9 protein-coding genes are annotated in these 17,160 nt (G+C 69.1%); 5 read left to right on the forward strand and 4 right to left on the reverse strand.

Annotation, left to right across the window (positions count from 1 at the left end):
• Positions 1-21: 21 nt before the first annotated feature.
• Together ACZ3HV_RS40715 and ACZ3HV_RS40720 are read left to right on the forward strand one after the other, a co-directional pair.
• The gene (locus ACZ3HV_RS40715) at positions 22-972 is read left to right on the forward strand and encodes a TauD/TfdA family dioxygenase (protein ID WP_465692843.1); all 951 of its coding nucleotides are present in this window, start codon (positions 22-24) and stop codon (positions 970-972) included.
• On the forward strand, positions 969-4,760 hold the full coding sequence (locus ACZ3HV_RS40720) for an amino acid adenylation domain-containing protein (protein ID WP_465692845.1): 3,792 nt from the start codon (positions 969-971) through the stop codon (positions 4,758-4,760). Before ACZ3HV_RS40715 ends, ACZ3HV_RS40720 begins: the two co-directional genes overlap by 4 nt.
• Positions 4,761-4,849: 89 nt before the next feature.
• Here ACZ3HV_RS40720 and ACZ3HV_RS40725 read toward each other — a convergent pair whose 3' ends face one another.
• Positions 4,850-6,031, reverse strand: coding sequence for an acyl-CoA dehydrogenase family protein (locus ACZ3HV_RS40725; RefSeq protein ID WP_465692847.1), 1,182 nt, complete (start codon positions 6,029-6,031; stop codon positions 4,850-4,852).
• A 230-nt stretch (positions 6,032-6,261) separates the two neighbouring features.
• Here ACZ3HV_RS40725 and ACZ3HV_RS40730 point away from each other — a divergent pair, with 230 nt between their 5' ends.
• The 3 genes from ACZ3HV_RS40730 to ACZ3HV_RS40740 are packed head-to-tail and all read left to right on the forward strand — an operon-like array spanning position 6,262 to position 9,459.
• Positions 6,262-6,558 (forward strand): phosphopantetheine-binding protein, encoded by a 297-nt coding sequence (locus ACZ3HV_RS40730; protein WP_465692848.1) that lies wholly within the window; start codon positions 6,262-6,264, stop codon positions 6,556-6,558.
• Complete coding sequence (locus ACZ3HV_RS40735; RefSeq protein ID WP_465692849.1) at positions 6,551-8,125, forward strand: amino acid adenylation domain-containing protein; 1,575 nt, start codon at positions 6,551-6,553, stop codon at positions 8,123-8,125. The genes ACZ3HV_RS40730 and ACZ3HV_RS40735 overlap by 8 nt, the downstream gene beginning before the upstream one ends.
• Positions 8,122-9,459, forward strand: coding sequence for a condensation domain-containing protein (locus ACZ3HV_RS40740; RefSeq protein ID WP_465692851.1), 1,338 nt, complete (start codon positions 8,122-8,124; stop codon positions 9,457-9,459). The genes ACZ3HV_RS40735 and ACZ3HV_RS40740 overlap by 4 nt, the downstream gene beginning before the upstream one ends.
• Before the next feature lie 21 nt (positions 9,460-9,480).
• Here the strand turns inward: ACZ3HV_RS40740 and ACZ3HV_RS40745 are convergent, their stop codons facing one another.
• Genes ACZ3HV_RS40745 through ACZ3HV_RS40755 form a run of 3 tightly spaced genes read right to left on the reverse strand, consistent with a single transcriptional unit; the run spans position 9,481 to position 17,095 of the window.
• Positions 9,481-10,902: an acyl-CoA carboxylase subunit beta gene (locus ACZ3HV_RS40745; protein ID WP_465692852.1), complete on the reverse strand. Its 1,422-nt coding sequence runs from the start codon at positions 10,900-10,902 to the stop codon at positions 9,481-9,483.
• A complete protein-coding gene (locus tag ACZ3HV_RS40750) occupies positions 10,899-11,327 on the reverse strand; it encodes an acyl-CoA thioesterase (RefSeq protein WP_465692854.1) in 429 nt (142 codons plus the stop codon). Before ACZ3HV_RS40750 ends, ACZ3HV_RS40745 begins: the two co-directional genes overlap by 4 nt.
• A complete protein-coding gene (locus tag ACZ3HV_RS40755; protein WP_465692855.1) occupies positions 11,324-17,095 on the reverse strand; it encodes an SDR family NAD(P)-dependent oxidoreductase in 5,772 nt (1,923 codons plus the stop codon). Before ACZ3HV_RS40755 ends, ACZ3HV_RS40750 begins: the two co-directional genes overlap by 4 nt.
• Positions 17,096-17,160 lie beyond the last annotated feature (65 nt).

Here is a 17,160-nt window from a genome sequence, read left to right on the forward strand (position 1 = left end):
TCCGGACCGAGGACTGTCGACATGACCCAGGAAGCCGATGCCAGCATGCAGGACACACTCGCCGAGACCATCACCGCACCGCCGGACACGAGCCTGACGACGTACGTCGCGCAGAGCCGTGCGCAGATCGACGCACACCTTCTGAGCAAGGGCGCGGTACTCTTCCGCGGGTTCGGCGTGTCCGGCCCGGAGGAGTTCCGGGCGGCCGTCCTGGAACTGTGCGGTGAGCCGTCGAGCTACACCGAGGGATCCTCGGAGCGCCGACAGCTCGGCGACTCCGTCTACACGTCGACCGAGTTCCCGGCGGAACAGACTATCTCCCTGCACAACGAACTGTCCTACACGTTGCGCTGGCCGAGTCGGCTGTGCTTCTGCTGCCCAGAAGCGCCGCGGTCCGGTGGACAGACTCCGCTGGCGAACGGCCGTCGCATCCTGACGAGTCTGCCGCCGGACCTGGTTGCCGAGTTCGAGGCGCGTCAGATCTGCTATGTGCGCAACCTGCGATCGGAGGACGTGCCCGGACTCGGGCTGAGCTGGCAGGCGGTGTGGGAGAGCGACAGCCGCGAGGTGGTGGAAGCGTACTGCGCGCGCGAACAGATCAGCTTCGAGTGGCGCGACGACGATTCGCTGTGGACCAGTCAGATCCGGCCGGCCACCGCGACGCATCCGGAGACCGGTGAGAAGGTCTGGTTCAACCAGGCCGACCAGTTCCACCCGTCGAACCTTGGTGACGACGTGGCCGCCGAGCTCCTGGAGATCCTCGGCCCCGATGCCCTGCCCCTGAACGCGACGTTCGGCGACGGCGGACCGATCCCGGACGAGATGCTCGACGCCGTCCGGCAGACCAGTTGGTCCGAGGCCACGGCGTTCGACTGGCAGGTAGGCGACTTCCTCGTCATCGACAACATGCTTGTGGCCCACGGCCGCATGCCTTTCGAGGGTCCGAGGCGTGTTCTGGTGGCGATGGCATGACTGAGGACGGGATCAACATGACTGCCCAGCAGGTGATGGATGCCTGGAACGACACCAGCAGGCCGGTACCGGCGAAGACGGTGCCCGAGTTGCTGGAGAAGCAGGCGGCACGGACTCCGGATGCGACGGCGATAACCTGCGAAGACCGCAGTCTGACCTACCGTGAGCTGGATGTGCGGGCCAACCAGCTGGCCCGGCACCTTGTGACGCTGGGCGCCGGGCCGGAACGGCTGGTTGCGATCGCATTGCCACGCAGTGAGTTGCTGGTCATCGCCCTGCTAGGGGTTCTGAAAGTCGGTGCGGCCTACCTGCCGATCGACCCGGACTACCCTGCTGGGCGGATCGACTTCATGCTCGCGGACGCCGGGCCGGTGGTGCTGATCACCGATTCGGCGACTGGAGGCGGACTGCCTACCGCGGCAGGTGTGCACGTCGTCGTCGCGGACGACCCTGCCACCGATGCCGCACTTGCCGCGCTGCCGGGCGTACCGCTCACAGATATCGACCGTACTGCGCCCTTGTTGCCGGCTCATCCTGCCTATGTCATCTACACCTCTGGGTCCACGGGCACTCCCAAGGGCGTCACCGTTACCCACGGAAGCGTGGTGAACTACGTCGCGCGGTGTGTGCACCAGTACCCGCACCTGGCCGGCAGCACCTTGTTGCCGACGCTGATCTCGTTCGACCTCAGTTTGACCGGTCTCTACGGAACCCTGGCCAGTGGTGGCCGGGTATGCCTGGCCGGGCTCAACGACGAGCCGGCCCCAGCCGAGGCGCAGGGCGGATTCACGTTCCTCAAGGTCACGCCCAGCCACTTGCCGCTGCTGGCCGCGGGTAACAGCGTCCCGTCCGGCCAGCTGATGCTCGGTGGTGAGGCCGTACTCGGCCAGCAGTTGCGGCAACTACGGCAACGTCATCCCACGGTCGGCCTGGTCAACCACTACGGGCCGACCGAGACCACCGTCGGCTGTACCGACTTCGTCATCGAGCCTGGGGATCCGATTCCCGACGGCGCCGTACCGATCGGTCGACCGATGTGGAACACCCGGGTGTTCGCTCTGGACGAGGACCTGCAGCCGGTTCCGGTCGGGGTGGCGGGGGAGTTCTACGTGGCGGGCGCGGGCCTGGCGCGTGGATATCTGAACCGGCCGGGGCTGACCGCGGAGCGGTTTGTGGCCTGTCCGTTCGGTGTGGGGGAGCGGATGTACCGTACGGGCGATCTGGTGCGATGGCGCGCGGACGGGAACCTGGAGTTCCTCGGACGGGTGGACGATCAGGTGAAGATCCGCGGCTTCCGCGTCGAGCTCGGTGAGATCGAGAGCGTGCTCGCCGGCGAGGAATCGGTGGCGCGGGCGGCTGTCGTCCTGCGGGAGGACCGGCCGGGCGACCGCCGGCTGGTGGGATACGTCGTACCTACCGCGGGAGCGGTGGCCGACCCGGCCGGGTTGCGCGACACTGTAGCGCGGCAGTTGCCCGAGTACATGGTGCCGGCAGGCGTGGTGGCACTGACGGAGTTTCCGTTGACGGCGCGCGGCAAGCTCGACCGGCAGGCGCTGCCGGCCCCGGACTTCAGCACCCAGGCCGGCCGGGAGCCGGCGTCTCCACGAGAAGAGATCCTGTCCGAGCTGTTCGCGCAGGCGCTCGGCATCGACCACATCGGTGTCGACGACAGCTTCTTCGACGCGGGCGGCCACTCCCTGCTGGGCATCCGGCTCATCAGCCGGATTCGGTCGGTGCTCGGTGTCGAGGTCGCGGTCCGCACACTGTTCCAGAATCCGACCGTGGCGCTGCTTGCCAAGGCCCTGGACCAGGCTGGAAAGTCGCGGCCCCCGCTGGTGGCCACTCCGCGGCCGGCGAGGTTGCCGTTGTCGTTCGCTCAACGGCGGCTGTGGTTCCTGGCCCAGCTCAACGGGCCGAGTCCGGCGTACAACATGCCGTTCGCCTGGCGGCTGCATGGCCTGATGGATGCGAGCGCGTTGCGTTCTGCGCTGTCCGACGTGGTCGGCCGGCACGAATCGCTGCGCACGATCTTTCAGGTCGTCGGCGGCGAGCCGTACCAGCACATCATCGACGCTGCTGAGGCGGCTCCGGAGCTGACGGTCGTGGAGACGGATCCGGCGTCGTTACCCGGTCAGCTCGACGAGGCGAGGCGACAGGTCTTCGACTTGTCCAAGGACATCCCGATCAGGGCCTGGCTGTTCCGGCTGAGTGCCCAGGAGCACGTGCTGCTCCTGGTGCCGTACCACATCGCCTGCGACGGCTGGTCGATGGGAATCCTGACGCGTGACCTGGCTGAGGCCTATCTGGCTCGAGCGAGCGGCCAGCGGCCGGGATGGGCCGAACTGCCGGTGCAGTACGCGGACTACGCGGTCTGGGAGCGTGGTTTGCTTGGCGGCAGCCATGGGGAGAACAGCATCCTGGCGAGCCAGGTGGACTACTGGAGATCGGCACTGAACGGCCTGCCCGAGGAGCTGGCGCTGCCCTACGACCGACCGCGATCGGCCGATCCCACGGATCGCGGCAGCAATGTCGAGTGGGATCTGGACCCTGAGCTCCACGGCGACCTGCAGGCGCTGGCGCGCGAGCATCATTCGACCCTGTTCATGGTGCTGCACGCCGGGCTGGCGACCCTGCTGTCCCGCTCCGGAGCCGGCGCCGACATCCCCGTCGGAACGCCGGTGGCCGGCCGCTCCGACGAGGCGGTGCACGACCTGGTCGGGTTCTTCGTCAACACCCTGGTACTGCGCGCCGACCTGCGCGGCGATCCGAGTTTCGCCGACCTGCTCGGGCGCGTCCGCGAGACCGACCTCGCCGCCTACTCCAACCACGACGTGCCGTTCGAGCGCCTGGTCGAGATCCTCAACCCTGCGCGTTCGGTGTCTCGGCACTCGTTGTTCCAGGTGATGCTCGTCGCCGACATCGCCGGTACCGGACAGTGGCAACTGCCCGGTGTGCGGATCGAGGCAGAACCGTTCGGCCACGAGACCGCCAGGTTCGACCTGACCCTCTTCGTCCATCCGCACACCGCGCCGGACGGCTCGCCCGCCGGGGTCCACTGCACCTTGGAGTACGCCCGCGATCTGTTCGACGCATCGACCGTCGAAGCCCTCGCCGAACGACTGACCCGGTTGCTGCGTCAGGTCGTCGCGAACCCGTCCCTGCCGATCAGCGAGTACGAGATGCTGACCGATGCGGAGCGGCAGCAGGTTCTGCACGAGTGGAACAACGACAGCCGGATCGTCCCCGCGGGCGTTCTCGATGCTTTGGCCGGCGTGGTGAGGGAGGCCGTCGCCGAGGGCGCGCGGGTGTTCGTGCTGGACGAGGGTTTGCGGCCGGTTCCGGTCAGGGTGGCGGGGGAGTTGTACGTGGCCGGAGTACGCGGGGATCTGCAGCCGCCGGGGTTGACCGCGGAGCGGCTTGTGGCGTGTCCGTTCGGTGTGGGGGAGTGGATGTATCGCACGGGCGAGCTGGTGCGGTGGCGGGCGGACGGGACGCTGGAGTGGCTCGAGCGGGTCGATGAGCAGCAGATCGCTGCCCCAGACCCCGGCGTACCGGGAGACCGGCAGCCGGCGTCGCCGCGAGAAGAGATTCTGTGCGAGTTCTTCGCGGAGGTGCTCGGCGTCGACCGGGTCGGGGTCGAGGACAACTTCTTCGATCTGGGCGGCCACTCCTTGCTGGCGGCGGTGCTCATCGCACGGCTCACCGAGCGCTTCGGCGTCGAGCTTCCCCTCAAGGTGTTCCTCAGCAACCCGACGGTCAGCACCGTCGAGGAATACCTGACCGCCTGACGGTCGCTTCGGCCATGCGAGAAGGCGGTTCGTACCAGGGAGGCCTGGTACGAACCGCCTTCGTTGTGAGCAGCGGGTGGGGTGGACGGCTACAGGTACTGCGTGTTGGGCTCGAGGCCGCAGACGATCCGGCCGTAGAGCTCGAGGTTGGTGTTCGGGTGCAGGATCGCGTGCAGGTTGAGTGCGTGTACGTCGCGCTGGATCCGCTGGATCGGGATGTCGCGGTAGATGGAGGAGCCGCCGCTCGCCCCGCTCAGGATGTCGACCGCTTCCTTGGCCCGCTGGCATGCGGCGCCCAGGTCGAGCCGGACCCGAGCTCGTTCCTCGAGCGTCCAGGCCTCGTCCGTCCGGCTCTTGCCATCGATCATGGCTGCCGTGCGGTGGGCGTGGAACCCGGCCTCGTCGATCTTGGTGATCGCTTCAGCGACCTCCAGATGGGTGATCGGCGCCTCGGCCTGACTCTCGTAGTCGGTGTAGCTGATCTTCCGGCCTGGTAGCCGTTCGAGGAAGGCATCCTTGGCCGCCATGGCCAGACCGAGCGCCGGCGCGCTGACAGTGGCGCAGGCAGTGGGCATGAAGGGCGCCCTGAAGATCGGTGCGTTCGCGTTCTGCTTCGACTGGTGCTGCCCCTGCAGCACCGGTCCCATCTGCAGCACCCGCTCCGTCGGGACGAAGACGTCCTTGGCGATCGTCGTGATGCTGCCGGAGCCGCGCAGGCCGGACGTGTACCAGTCGTCGACGATCTCCAGGTCCGCGATCGGTACGGCGATCATGACCGGAGCGAAACCGCCGTCCCCGGTCGGTGTCACCGCGGCGTTCGTGTTCCAGGTGCTCTGCTGGGCGCCGCTGTTGAAGGACCACTTGCCGTTGACAACGAATCCGCCGTCGGCCGGCACGGCCATCGCGCCGGGGCTGAGGATGCCGCTGATCCGCACGTCCGGGGTCGCGAAGACCTCGTCCTGCACCTCGTCGGGGAACAAGCCCATCATCCAGGTGCTGATCGACCACACGGACGCGGTCCAGGCGGTCGAGCCGTCACCGCGCCCGAGTTCTGCCAGTACGTCCACGACCGTTCCCATGTCGGACTCGTAGCCGCCGTAGCGGACCGGGACCCGCATCTTGGGAATTCCCGCGTCGACGAGCGCCGTGATGACGTCGTCGTGAAGGCGCCGGTTCTCATCCATCCACACGGCCTTCTCCCGCAGCAGTGGGACGATGCCGGCGGCACGACGTACGAGTTCGTCCTTGGGTGGCGCTTGGGTTATCTCCATCGTGGTTCTCCTCGGTTGGCGTCCCTGATGGGCAAAGGCGACCACTAGGAGGTTGGCAGCCGGGCCGTCATACGGCACCTTCGCGGTTGCTTGCGAGGCTTCGGCGAATCCCTGAAACGCTACGCCCGGCCGGGCGCAACCGGTGAGAAGCACCGGCTCCGCCGGCCCTCGACAATGCTGACAGCGAAGGCTGGAGCCGCCGGCTTCGAACTCAGGGACGAAGGATCTCGATGACCGAACGCAGGGAGCAGTTCGTCGACAGTGACTTTGAGGAACCGGACAGCGAGGTCGAGCGATCGGTGGCCCTGATCATGGCCGACGTGCTGGGGATCGACCGTGTCGGCCGCCGGGACAGCTTCTTCGATTTCGGCGGCACCTCGCTCGCGGCCATCAAGATCTGCGCGCGACTCGAGCACGCGTACGGCTGGCGGGCCCGGCCCACCTGGCTGTTCCTCAACGACACGGCCGCGGACTTCGCTCGCAAGGTGCAGTCAGAGTCGGCCGTGACAGCCGAAGCGCATGAGTAGCCCGGCCGGCGTCCGGTCGCTGATCCATGCCGCTGTGGCCCAGCATGCGGCGTGTACCCCTGAGGCGACCGCACTCGTCTGGGGCGGCCGCATGATCAGCTACGGAACGCTCGAAGCGGCGGCGAGTTCCTACGCCGCCGATCTGGCGGACCGCGGTGTCGGGCCGGGCCAGATCGTGCCGTTGCTGATGGATCGCTCACCGGAGATGGTGGCGCTCCAGCTGGCCGTGCTCAAGACTGGAGCGGCCTACGCGAATCTCGACCCGGCCTGGCCGGTCGAGCGGCGGCGGGCGATCCTCGAGCTGGTCACGCCCACAGTGGTCATCGCCACGGAGGCCGGATCGGACGACCGGTTCGGCAGCTACCGGCCGTCGGACGACGGCGTCGCCGGCGCGGCCCGGCGCGCGCGATCGTTCGATCCACCGCCGGTACCACCGAGCGCGGCCGCGATGGTCGTCTTCACCTCTGGTACGACGGGCGTCCCGAAAGGTGTGGTGACCCCTCATCAGGCAGTGGCACGGCTCTTCAACTCCCATCACCTCAGCGGTTTCGGCCCCGGCCACGCGATGCCACAGGCGGCGGCCCTGCCCTGGGACATGTATGCCTTCGAGCTGTGGGGGCAGCTCGTGACCGGTGGCACGGTGGTGCTGATCGCGGCGAAGTACCTGCTGCCGAGCACGCTGCGCCAGGTCGTCACGGCGTACGGCGTCGACATGGTCTGGCTGACCGGCTCGATGTTCAACCTGTTCGTCGACGAGGATCCGGACTGCTTCAGCGGCCTTCGAGGGGTGCTGACTGGTGGCGAGACGGCGTCGCCGACGCATATGCGCGGTTTCCTGCTCCGCCATCCCGGCGTCGCGCTCTGGAACGTCTATGGACCAGCTGAAAGCGGAATGCTCACGACTACCGCGCGGGTGGCACTCGCGGACTGTGACGTGGCGGCGGGGGTTCCGATCGGCACTGCGGTCCACGGCAGGAACGTGGTGGTGCTCAACGCGCGTGACGAGCCCTGCGGGCGCGGGCAGGAGGGCGAGATCTGCGTCTACGGTCACGGACTGGCGACGGGTTACCTGGGGCAGCCGGAGCTGACGCTGGAGAAGTTCCCGACCGTCGACCTCGACGGTGCTCCGGTCCGGGTCTACCGGACGGGCGACCTCGGGGTGTGGGATGCCGGAGGTGTCCTGCACTATCGAGGCCGGCGTGATCGGCAGATCAAGCTGAGTGGTTTCCGGATCGAACTCGCCGAGATCGAGTCGGTGGCCGGATCACTGCCCGGCGTCCGGAACTGCATCGCCTTCCCGGTCAACGGTCCCGACGGTACGCCGGAGCGGCTGGCGATGGTGTATCTCGTACCGAGAGCGGACGCGTCAGGACTCCCGGAGGGCGATCCACTGGGCGTGCACGCCCAACTGCGTCAACTGCTGCCTGCCTACCTGCTCCCCTCGGTCGTCCGCGGTATGCGGCAGTACCCGATGACAGCCAACGGGAAGGTCGACCGTGCGGCACTCCACGAGCTCGGCCGCCATGCTCGGCCGGCCGGTCGATACCAGTCGGCGGCGCAGTCATGAGCGGCGAACCGGAGGAGACGACGGCTGCTGTCAACGTCCGCCCGCGGATCTATCCGATGAGCCGCGAGCAGGAGACGGTCTGGCTCGACGATCTCATCTTCGCTGGGTCGTCCCGCTACCTGGAAGCCTGGGCCAGCCGGCTCATCGGGCACCTCGACATCGATGCGCTCGAGTGGGCCATCGGTCAGGTGATCGTGCGGCATGAAGTGCTTCGCAGCCGGCTGACCGAGAAGGACGGCGAACCGGTCCAGATCGTGACCGATCCAGGCCACGCTCAGCTCTTGCGGCTGTCCTGCACCGCGGAGGCGGTTCCAGCCGAGTTGAGCCGGATCGTCGCCGAACCGCTCCACCTCGACGAGACGCCCATCCGGCCCTGGCTGCTCTGCTTGGGTCAGGATGAGTCCGTCCTGGTGGTGCAGTTCCATCACGCCGCATTCGACGACTGGTCGCTGAACATCTTCCGGCGTGAGCTCATGCACTTCTACTCGGCCCGGTTACACGATCGGCCGGCCGATCTGGAGCCGTTGCGCATGCAGGCCGGCGAGTTCGCTGTCGCGCAGCGAGCTGAGGAGCTGGATCCGGCGGACATCGAGTACTGGCGGGAGCGAGTGAAGGCCGCGCCCAGGTCATGCACGATTCCGCCGGACTTCCCGGGGCCGAAGGAGCTACCGCACCGCGCGGAGTATCTCCTGGTCGAAGTGAGTCCCGAGCTCGGCCAGGCGGTGCGTGCCGCCGGCCGGGCGCTGCGGACCACTCCGTTCACCGTGTTCGCGGGAGCTATGGCCGGGCTTTTGTGGCAGTACGGCGAGCAGCAGGAGGTGATCTTCGGTACGGCGGTGTCGTTGCGGGGGACAGCCGCCGCCGACGACATGATCGGCTTCTTGACCAACCTGCATCCGATCCGGCTGGCAGTCTCTTCAGAGATGTCGTTCCGAACACTGGTGAACGCGGCCAAGACCGAGGTCCTCGCCGCCCTCGAGCATCGCGCCGTTCCCTATTCCACGATCGTCGCGATGTCACGACGTGGGCTGGCTCCGGACGCGCCCCTGTGCGACGTCTCCCTGGTTCTCGACGACATGAGGTGGGAGCCGTTCTCGCTCCCCGGGGTCACCGCGGAGACGATCCGGGTGCCTGAGCAGTACGCCAAGTACGCCCTGCACCTGATCCTGACGGCGGACGACGACGGTGGTTACACCGGCGCGTGGAACTACGACGGCGAGGTCTATGGTGCCGCCACGATGGAGCGGGTGGCCGGCCAGTTCGTCCAGCTGCTGGCCCACTGCGTCGCTGCGCCGGACATGCCTCTCGGCAAGAACGTCGGCTCCACTACCTGAGCATCGGGCGGCGTCGGTCGATCAGAGCGGGATGTTGCCGTGCCGACCGCGGATCGGGCCGTTGGAGTCGGCGGCCGCTAGGGCGGAGGCGAGGGCAGAGCGGGTCTTGGCGGGGTCGACGATCTGGTCCACGACGCCGATCTCCCGGGCTCGTTCGATGCCTCCGGCAAGCTTCTCGTGTTCCGCGGCCAGTTCTGCCTCGATCTGTGGACGGATCTCGGGATCGATCTCGGCCAACCTCCGCCGGTGCAGGACGCGGATCGCGGCGATTGCACCCATCACGGCCACCTCGGCCCGCGGCCAGGCGAACACCCGAGTCGCGCCGAGCGAGCGGGCGTTCATCGCGATGTAGGCGCCGCCGTAGGTCTTGCGGGTCACGAGCGTGACGCGCGGTACGACGGACTCGGCGAAAGCATGCAGTAGCTTGGCGCCCCGTCGTACGACGCCGTCCCACTCCTGACCGACACCCGGCAGGTACCCCGGTACGTCGACCAGCACCACCATCGGTACGCCGAACGCGTCGCACATCCGCACGAACCGGGCAGCCTTCTCGGCCGACAACGCGTCGAGGCAGCCGCCCAGGCGCAGCGGGTTGTTCGCGATCACCCCGACGGTCCGGCCACCGAGCCGGCCGAGTGTGGTGACGATGTTGGGCGCCCACCGCTGGTGTAGTTCGACGCCGGAGTCCTCGTCGAGCACCCCGCCGACCAGTGGGTGGACGTCGTACGCGCGCTTGGCCGATTCGGGCAGCAGCCCTGACAGGTCGGTGTCGGACACGTCGCCGGAGACCGAGCCGGGGTTCGCGAACAGGTCCGCGAGCCGGCGGGCCTTCTCGATCGCGTCCGCCTCGGAGTCGGTGGTGATGTGCACGACCCCGGACCGGCGGCCGTGCGGCTCGGGACCACCGAGCCGCAGCATGTCGACGTCCTCACCGGTGACCGAGCGGACCACGTCCGGCCCGGTGACGAAGATCCGCCCCTCCGGACCGAGGACGACGACGTCGGTCAAGGCCGGCCCGTACGCCGCGCCGCCGGCGGCCGGGCCGAGCACGACCGAGATCTGCGGGATCTTGCCCGAGGACTGCGTCATCGCGAAGAAGATCTTGCCGACCGCGTGCAGACTCAGCACGCCTTCGGCCAGCCGCGCGCCGCCGGAGTGCCACAGTCCGACGATCGGCAGTTCCTCGGCCCGGGCCACCCGGTAGGCCTCGACGACGACCTCACAGCCCTCGTCGCCCATCGCGCCACCCATCACGGTGGCGTCGGAGCAGAACGCGATCACCGGCGCGCCGGCGATCAGGCCGCGCGCCGCGAGCATGCCGGACCGGCCGTCCGGCGAGAGCAGCTCCAGGCTGCCTGGATCCAGCAACGCGGTCAGCCGCGTCGCGGGCTTCCGCGGGTCGTCCCTCGCGGGCGGCCTTCTCGCCGCGGCCGTCGTGGTCACGAGCTGAACCGACCGAGGGCTTCGAGTAACTGGGCCGGTGGCTGGCCGGGGATCAGCGGTTCACCGGCCGACCCCCGCTGCATACACGCCACCGTCTGCCGACCGACCGCGACCACCCCGCCCTGCCGGCGATAGGTGAACTCCATCGTCACCCGGTGCCCACCTCTCGCCGGGTCGGCCTGCCGCATCAGCAGTTCGACGTCGTCGCCGGCGAAGCACTCGTCCAGGAAGTCGACCTGGACGCCGACCGTCACCATCGCCAGCTCACCCGACTGCAGCAGCCGGACCACCTCCGGCGCGTGGTCGTAGAGGAACTGCTCGCGGCAGTGCCCCTGCCAACGCACGTAATGGGCGAAATAGACATTGCCGACGAGGTTCGTCTCCTCGAAGGCGACCTTGTGCACGAATCGGTAGGCGGGCTTCATCGCAGGCCCGCCGTCGTCTGGTCGACAGCGGCAGCGACGACCAGCAATCCGCTCGGCGGACGCAACAGGCTCACCAGTACGTGGGCCTGTTGCGTACTGAGCACCAGTTCGGCCGAATCCACCAGCTGGGCGGTCAGCTCGGAGTCGATCGGATGTCCGGCTTTCACCACCGCTTCCCGAGCGGCCCACACTGCGAACTGGGCGACTTCGTCCTCCAGCTGACTGCTCAGCCTGGCCGCCAGCTGGAGATCGCCCGGACTGAGGGCGGGCGGATCACTGTGCTCGACCTCGAGCCAGTCGGCGCCGACGCCGCGATCCGGTGACCAGATGGTGAGCCGCAGATCGTCGAACTGACTGGTGGCCGCGAAACCGGTTGCCGACTGCAACCGGCCGGCGGGGCTGTGACCCCAGTCGCCGCCGGTCCAGCTTGCCAGGACGTCGGTCACCGGGATCTCGGCCGAGGTCACGACGGCGTCCAGGGCGGTACTCCAGCCGAGTTCGCGGACCCGCCGCGCCAGGTGTGCGCCGGCCAGTCGACGGTCGGCGTGCTGGCCCTCGAGTTGCCCGGCAGAGCGCAGTACCAAGCCGGTCCACTCCACCGCGGGGCCGTCCGGACCGATGGCCAGGAGGTCGAACTTGAGATCGGTCTTCGGCAGCTCCGGATCGAGTCGCTCGGTGGCGATCAGTCGCAGTGGCCCCTCGGGCGGCCGGTGGACCGTCAAGGCCTCCGCGGTGACGGGGAGCAGCCGGCGGCTCGGATAGCAGGCCTGGAGCACGTGGATGCCGGCGTCGAGCAGACCGGTGTCGCCGAGCACCAGCTGACCAGGGAGGAACCGGGAGAACCATCGCTCGCCGCGGCCGACCAGGTCTGCCTCGAGTCGTCCAGCTCCGACACTTCTCAGAGCGGTGACGCACTGGAAGTTGCCGTCATGAAAGTAGAGCGGGCCGTAGAGATGCTCCAGCGGTACGCCGTCGGCGGCCGGCAGCTCCTTCAGTGGTTCCGCCCGGTCGGGCTTGGTGGCGGTGTGGACGGTGACCGTGACACAGTCGGTGCCGAACCCGTCGTCGTCGGCTCGGATGACGGCATCGACAGCGTCGTCGTCCGAGCGGGACCTGCGGACGGCGACCCGGACGGTGCGGTAGGCCTGGTCGTCCACCGTGATCGGCCGGTGCAGCCGCAATCCGGTGAACCGCCGCCAATCGCCGTCCGGTACGGCCAGGCCCGCGGCCTGGGCGATCGCTTCGAGGCTCGCCACCGTCGGGAGCACGGCGAGACCGTCAATCCGGTGGTCGGCTACGGCCCGGTCGGTGTCCGAGCTCAGCTCGGACTCCGCCACGACCTCGACGCCAGGCGTGCGGCTGCGGATCGTCTCGGCGTACCGCAGCGGCGGCGCCTCCGTGGCCGGCATCATCAGGGTCGGTCCGGCCGGCAGCCGGCCGGTCAGCAGTTGGGTGACCGGCCGGCCCGCGGCCAGCGCCGCGACGAACAGCCGGCGACCATCCGTCGGCCCGATCGCGGCGACGCCTGACCTGGCCAGCGAGTCGAGCGCGCCGAGGTCGACCCCCATCCCGACCGACGACCAGACGCTCCACTCCAGGTGCCGGACGATGGCATCGCCCGCCTTGACGGCGTACCGCTCGGTGCTGGCGCGCAGCCGGTCGTTCGCGAGGCAGTAGTCGGCCTGACCGGCCAGGCCGGCCCGCCCGATGACAGAGCCGAACGTGGCGACGAGTCGCAAGCTGTCCAGCTCGGGACAGCTGGCCAGCAGCGCTTCGAAGGAGACGTGCTTGACCGCCGCGGTCTCCGCCAGAGAATCGACGGACACCGCCGCGAGCGGTTGCGGGGCGTTCAGACCCGCGCCGTGGATCAGGCCGCGGACCGGGCCGAGTTCTGCGGCGGTCGCCCAGAGTGCAGGGAGGACTTCCGGGGTGGTGAGATCGCAGGACTCGTAGGAGACGTCGATCCCGGTGCCGGCCAGGCCGGCGAGTGCGCGGGCCACTGACTCGTCGCCGCCCGGGCGGCGGCCGGTGAACAGGAGTCGCGCGCCGGTGCGCTCAGCGAGTTCGGCAGCACACTCGGCGGTGATGCCGGTCGCGCCGCCGGTCACCAGGCAGACGTCACCCGGGCGGAGTTGGATGGCAGGCAACGGGTTCGGTGCCGGCAGGTGGTGGGTGGTCAGCGTCGACCAGCCGGTCCGGTCGAGGCGCAGGTCGGCGAACGCACCGTACGACGGAAGCGTCACGAGCCATTCCCGCACCGGTCGATCGGTCTCGACGCAGGCGATCCGCGGTGGTTGCTCCAGCTCCGTCATCAGGCTTCGGCCGAGGCCGGCGCCGTCGCCGCGATGGGCGATCACGATCTCGGCGTACTGGTTGCTATCGGCAACTCTTCGGAAGGTCTCGACGATCAGTTCGTTCTGCCGGTGGTGGTCCGCGTCGAGGACGACGAGGAGGCCGAGCGTGTCGCCGGACCCGAGTTCGGTGTCGGGGAGACCGAGGACATCCCAGCGGAGTGGGCGGTTCGCCGTACCGGGTGGGATCGGCTCCCAGCGGTGTTCGAACGGCTCGGCCCAGCCCAGTGCGCCCGCGAGCCGGTCTCCGTCGCCGGCGCCCGCCGCGGGGAGCCCGGCCAGGGTCGCGGACAGCTCGGCGATCGTCGCGTCGGCCAGTGCCAGCGGCGTCATGGGCATCGCACGGCCCAGCCGGCCGGCTGCTCGTGCGAGTAGCTGTCCGACCTGGAGAGAGTTGAGGTGCAGGTCCTTCGAAAGCGACAACTCCGCGCTGACTCCCTCGCTGGGCAACCCGGTCAACTCGGTCAGTACCTCCAGCACCACGAGGTCGTCCGGAAGGTCGGCCGACTCCGGTGCGGCTTCTGTGGCGACCGGAGTCACCTGCTGTGGTTCCGGCTCGACAGAAGCAGCGGTTGAGGTTGGCTGTTGTGGCTCCTGCGGAGGTGTGGCCGGGGTGGTCCTGATGGGCAGCGTGGTGCCGGGAAGCAGGCCGCAGGGGTTGGAAAGGAGGACTGGTGCACGGCCTCGGACGAAGGGGCGACTGGCGCGGAAGCGATGCCAGTGTTCGAGGTGGGGTAGCTGGCCGGCGGCTGCCAGGGCGGCCGTGGCCAGAGCCAGGCCACTCGGGTTTCCACCGACGTCCGTACTCACGACCGGCGTGCTGACATCGGCTGCGGCCAGTTGCCCGAGCATCCGCCCAGGACCGCACTCGACCAGCAACTCGCATTCTCCGGCCAGCCGGTGTAACGCCTCCCGGAAGCGCACCGGCGCGATCAGCTGCCGGACGAGCTGCTCGCGCAACTCGTCAGGCTCGAGCTGAACACTGTCACCGGTGACAGTGGAGATCAGTCCATAGGTCGCGGCAGTCAGCTCGATCCGGGCAAGCTCCTCGCGGAACGGATCCAGCGCCGCCCTCATCGCAGCCGAATGGAAGCCGTGCGACACCGCCAGTCGACGGGTCCCTACCCCCCGCCGCCGAGCCAGCTCTGCCAGCTCGGCCAGCAATGCCACCGGCCCGGCAACCGTCGTCTGGTACGCCGAATTGCTTCCCGACACCACCAGCTCCGGCTCGTGGCCCGGCGAGCCGTTCAGCGTCGACCAGGCGGACTCGCCGGTCAGCGTGGTGATCAGCTCCGCGGTCGTCTCGTCGTTCGCGGCCACCGACAGCATCGACGTACCGGCGATTCCGTACTCGCTCATCACCCGCCCGCGGGCCTCGACCAGGGACAGCCCGTCGGCCGGCCTCAGCGCGCCCGACCAGATCAGCGCCGTGATCTCGCCCAGGCTGTGGCCGACCGCCCGATGCGCCTCGATACCGATCGTGTCCAGCCAAGCCAGGCCGAGCAGCGACGCGGCGACGATGGATGGCTGCGCGAACCGGGTGTCCTCGCTGCCCTCCGGCCGGTTCGCCGCGAAGGCGGCGCCCGCTCGAGCGGCGGTCAGCAATTCACCGGCATCCACCAGCTGCTCGAGCACGGTACCGGCTGCGATCATCGGCGCGGCCTGCCCGGGGAACAACAGTCCGATCCGCGCGGGCCTACCGCGCCCCACGAAGCACTGACGGCCGGCGAGCACCTGCGTCTCGCCGCCGGACTCGTCCGCCCGGTCGAGCAGCTTCGCCCCCTCAGCGAGCGCAGCGATCGCTTCGTGCCGGTTGCGCGCGGTGCAGGTGAACCGATGTGGCAGGCCGAGCTCGGTCGTCCGGGACAGCGTGACCGCGAGATCGCGCATCCCGGCGTCGGACAGGACGGCGAGCTCGTCCGCGAGGTTCAGCATCGCCTGCCGCAACCCGCCCGCGGTCGGCGACGCGAGCGCGATGACCTCGTCCGGTCCGGTCCGCGCGCTCACCGGGATCGCGGTACGCCGCCGGGCCGGTTGCCGCGCATCGGCCAGCACGACATGGGTGTTGATCCCGCCGAACCCCATCGCGGACACGCCGGCCACCAGCCGGTCCTGGGTCCACGGACGCGGCTCGCCGAGCAGCTCCAACTCTGGGCCGTCGGCAACGATCGGATGCGGGCGCCGGACACCGGTTGCTGGGGGCAACGTCCGGTGATGGATCGCCAGCGTCGCCTTGATCAGTCCTGCCACCCCGGCCGCCGCCTTGGTGTGCCCGATGTTGGCCTTGATACTGCCCACCGGTACCGGGCGGTCCGCCGTCTTGCGCAGCTCGCGGAAGGTTGCCAGCTCGATGGGATCCCCGACACCGGTCCCGGTGCCGTGCCCCTCGAACAGGCCGACCTCCTCGGGACTCAGGCCGGCCGCGGAATAGGCCCGCGAAGCGGCCAGCACATGACCGTGCTGCGCGGGCCGGGTCAGCCCGCCGGCTCCGTCGCTGGACATTCCGGCGCCCGCGATGACGGCGTACACGGGCAGGTCGCTCCGCAGCGCGTCGCTGGTCCGCATCAAGGCGACCAGCCCGCAGCCCTCGCCGGGCAGGAACCCGGTCGGGTCGGCGTCGTACACCCGCATCTCACCGCGGCTCAACGCCCCGAGCCGGGCGAAACCGACAAGCTCGAAAGGATCGATGCTCATGTCGACACCACCACTGATCGCCAGGTCCAGATCGCCGCGCAGCAACGCGTCCCGCGCGTTCATCACGGCCAGCAGAGATGACGAGCAGGCGGCGTCCACCGTGTACCCGGTGCCGTGCAGGTCGAAGTGGTTGCAGACCCGGCCGGCGATCGTGTTCGACATCGCACCGGCCAGTGACTCGTCGCCGGGGGCCGGGAAGCTCGACCGGAACCGCGCGGCCGTCGCAGCCAGGAGCTCCTCGTCGACTGGCCGGTCCAGCGCGTCCGCAGCCAGCCGCAGGCTCCGCTCGACGAACGGCCAGCGCAGCCGCAGGCCGTTCGCCCGGCTGGTTTCGCCGGTCAGCGAGTTGCCCAGGACGACGCCGGTCCGGTCGGGCCGGAACCACGCGGCCGATCCGGTCCCCAGACCATCGAGGAGCCGGGACGCCGTGTCGAGCGCGAGCCAGTGGCTCATGTCCGCGGCCTCGAACAGGTTCTGAGGCACCCGGAACGCGGCCGGGTCGAAGGTCCAGCCGTCGAGCAGCGCCGCGGATTCGACATAGGTCAGGTCGGGCGCTCCAGTGCCGTGCAGATCGAAGTACTCCGACCGCGGCAGCCGGCGGTCCGGCAGGGCCCGGAACGCCGTCCCCTGGTGGAGCACCAGGTCCCACAGCTGATCCGGCGTCAAAGCCTCGGGATAGGTCACGGCGATGCCGACCACGGCCACCGTTTCCGTCGGGGTCATCACAGTTCACCGCCGGCGAACAGCTCGAAAACCCGGTAGAACGCCTCCATCGGGAACCACCACTT

The sequence above is a fragment of the Kribbella sp. NPDC020701 genome, from assembly GCF_055562215.1.

Bases quoted from the DNA above. Each gene is read 5' to 3' on its own strand.
- ACZ3HV_RS40715 (WP_465692843.1), top strand. From the start codon at position 22: ATGACCCAGGAAGCCGATGCCAGCATGCAGGACACACTCGCCGAGACC.
- ACZ3HV_RS40720 (WP_465692845.1), top strand. From the start codon at position 969: ATGACTGAGGACGGGATCAACATGACTGCCCAGCAGGTGATGGATGCC.
- ACZ3HV_RS40725 (WP_465692847.1), bottom strand. From the start codon at position 6,031: ATGGAGATAACCCAAGCGCCACCCAAGGACGAACTCGTACGTCGTGCC.
- ACZ3HV_RS40730 (WP_465692848.1), top strand. From the start codon at position 6,262: ATGACCGAACGCAGGGAGCAGTTCGTCGACAGTGACTTTGAGGAACCG.
- ACZ3HV_RS40735 (WP_465692849.1), top strand. From the start codon at position 6,551: ATGAGTAGCCCGGCCGGCGTCCGGTCGCTGATCCATGCCGCTGTGGCC.
- ACZ3HV_RS40740 (WP_465692851.1), top strand. From the start codon at position 8,122: ATGAGCGGCGAACCGGAGGAGACGACGGCTGCTGTCAACGTCCGCCCG.
- ACZ3HV_RS40750 (WP_465692854.1), bottom strand. From the start codon at position 11,327: ATGAAGCCCGCCTACCGATTCGTGCACAAGGTCGCCTTCGAGGAGACG.
- ACZ3HV_RS40755 (WP_465692855.1), bottom strand. From the start codon at position 17,095: ATGACCCCGACGGAAACGGTGGCCGTGGTCGGCATCGCCGTGACCTAT.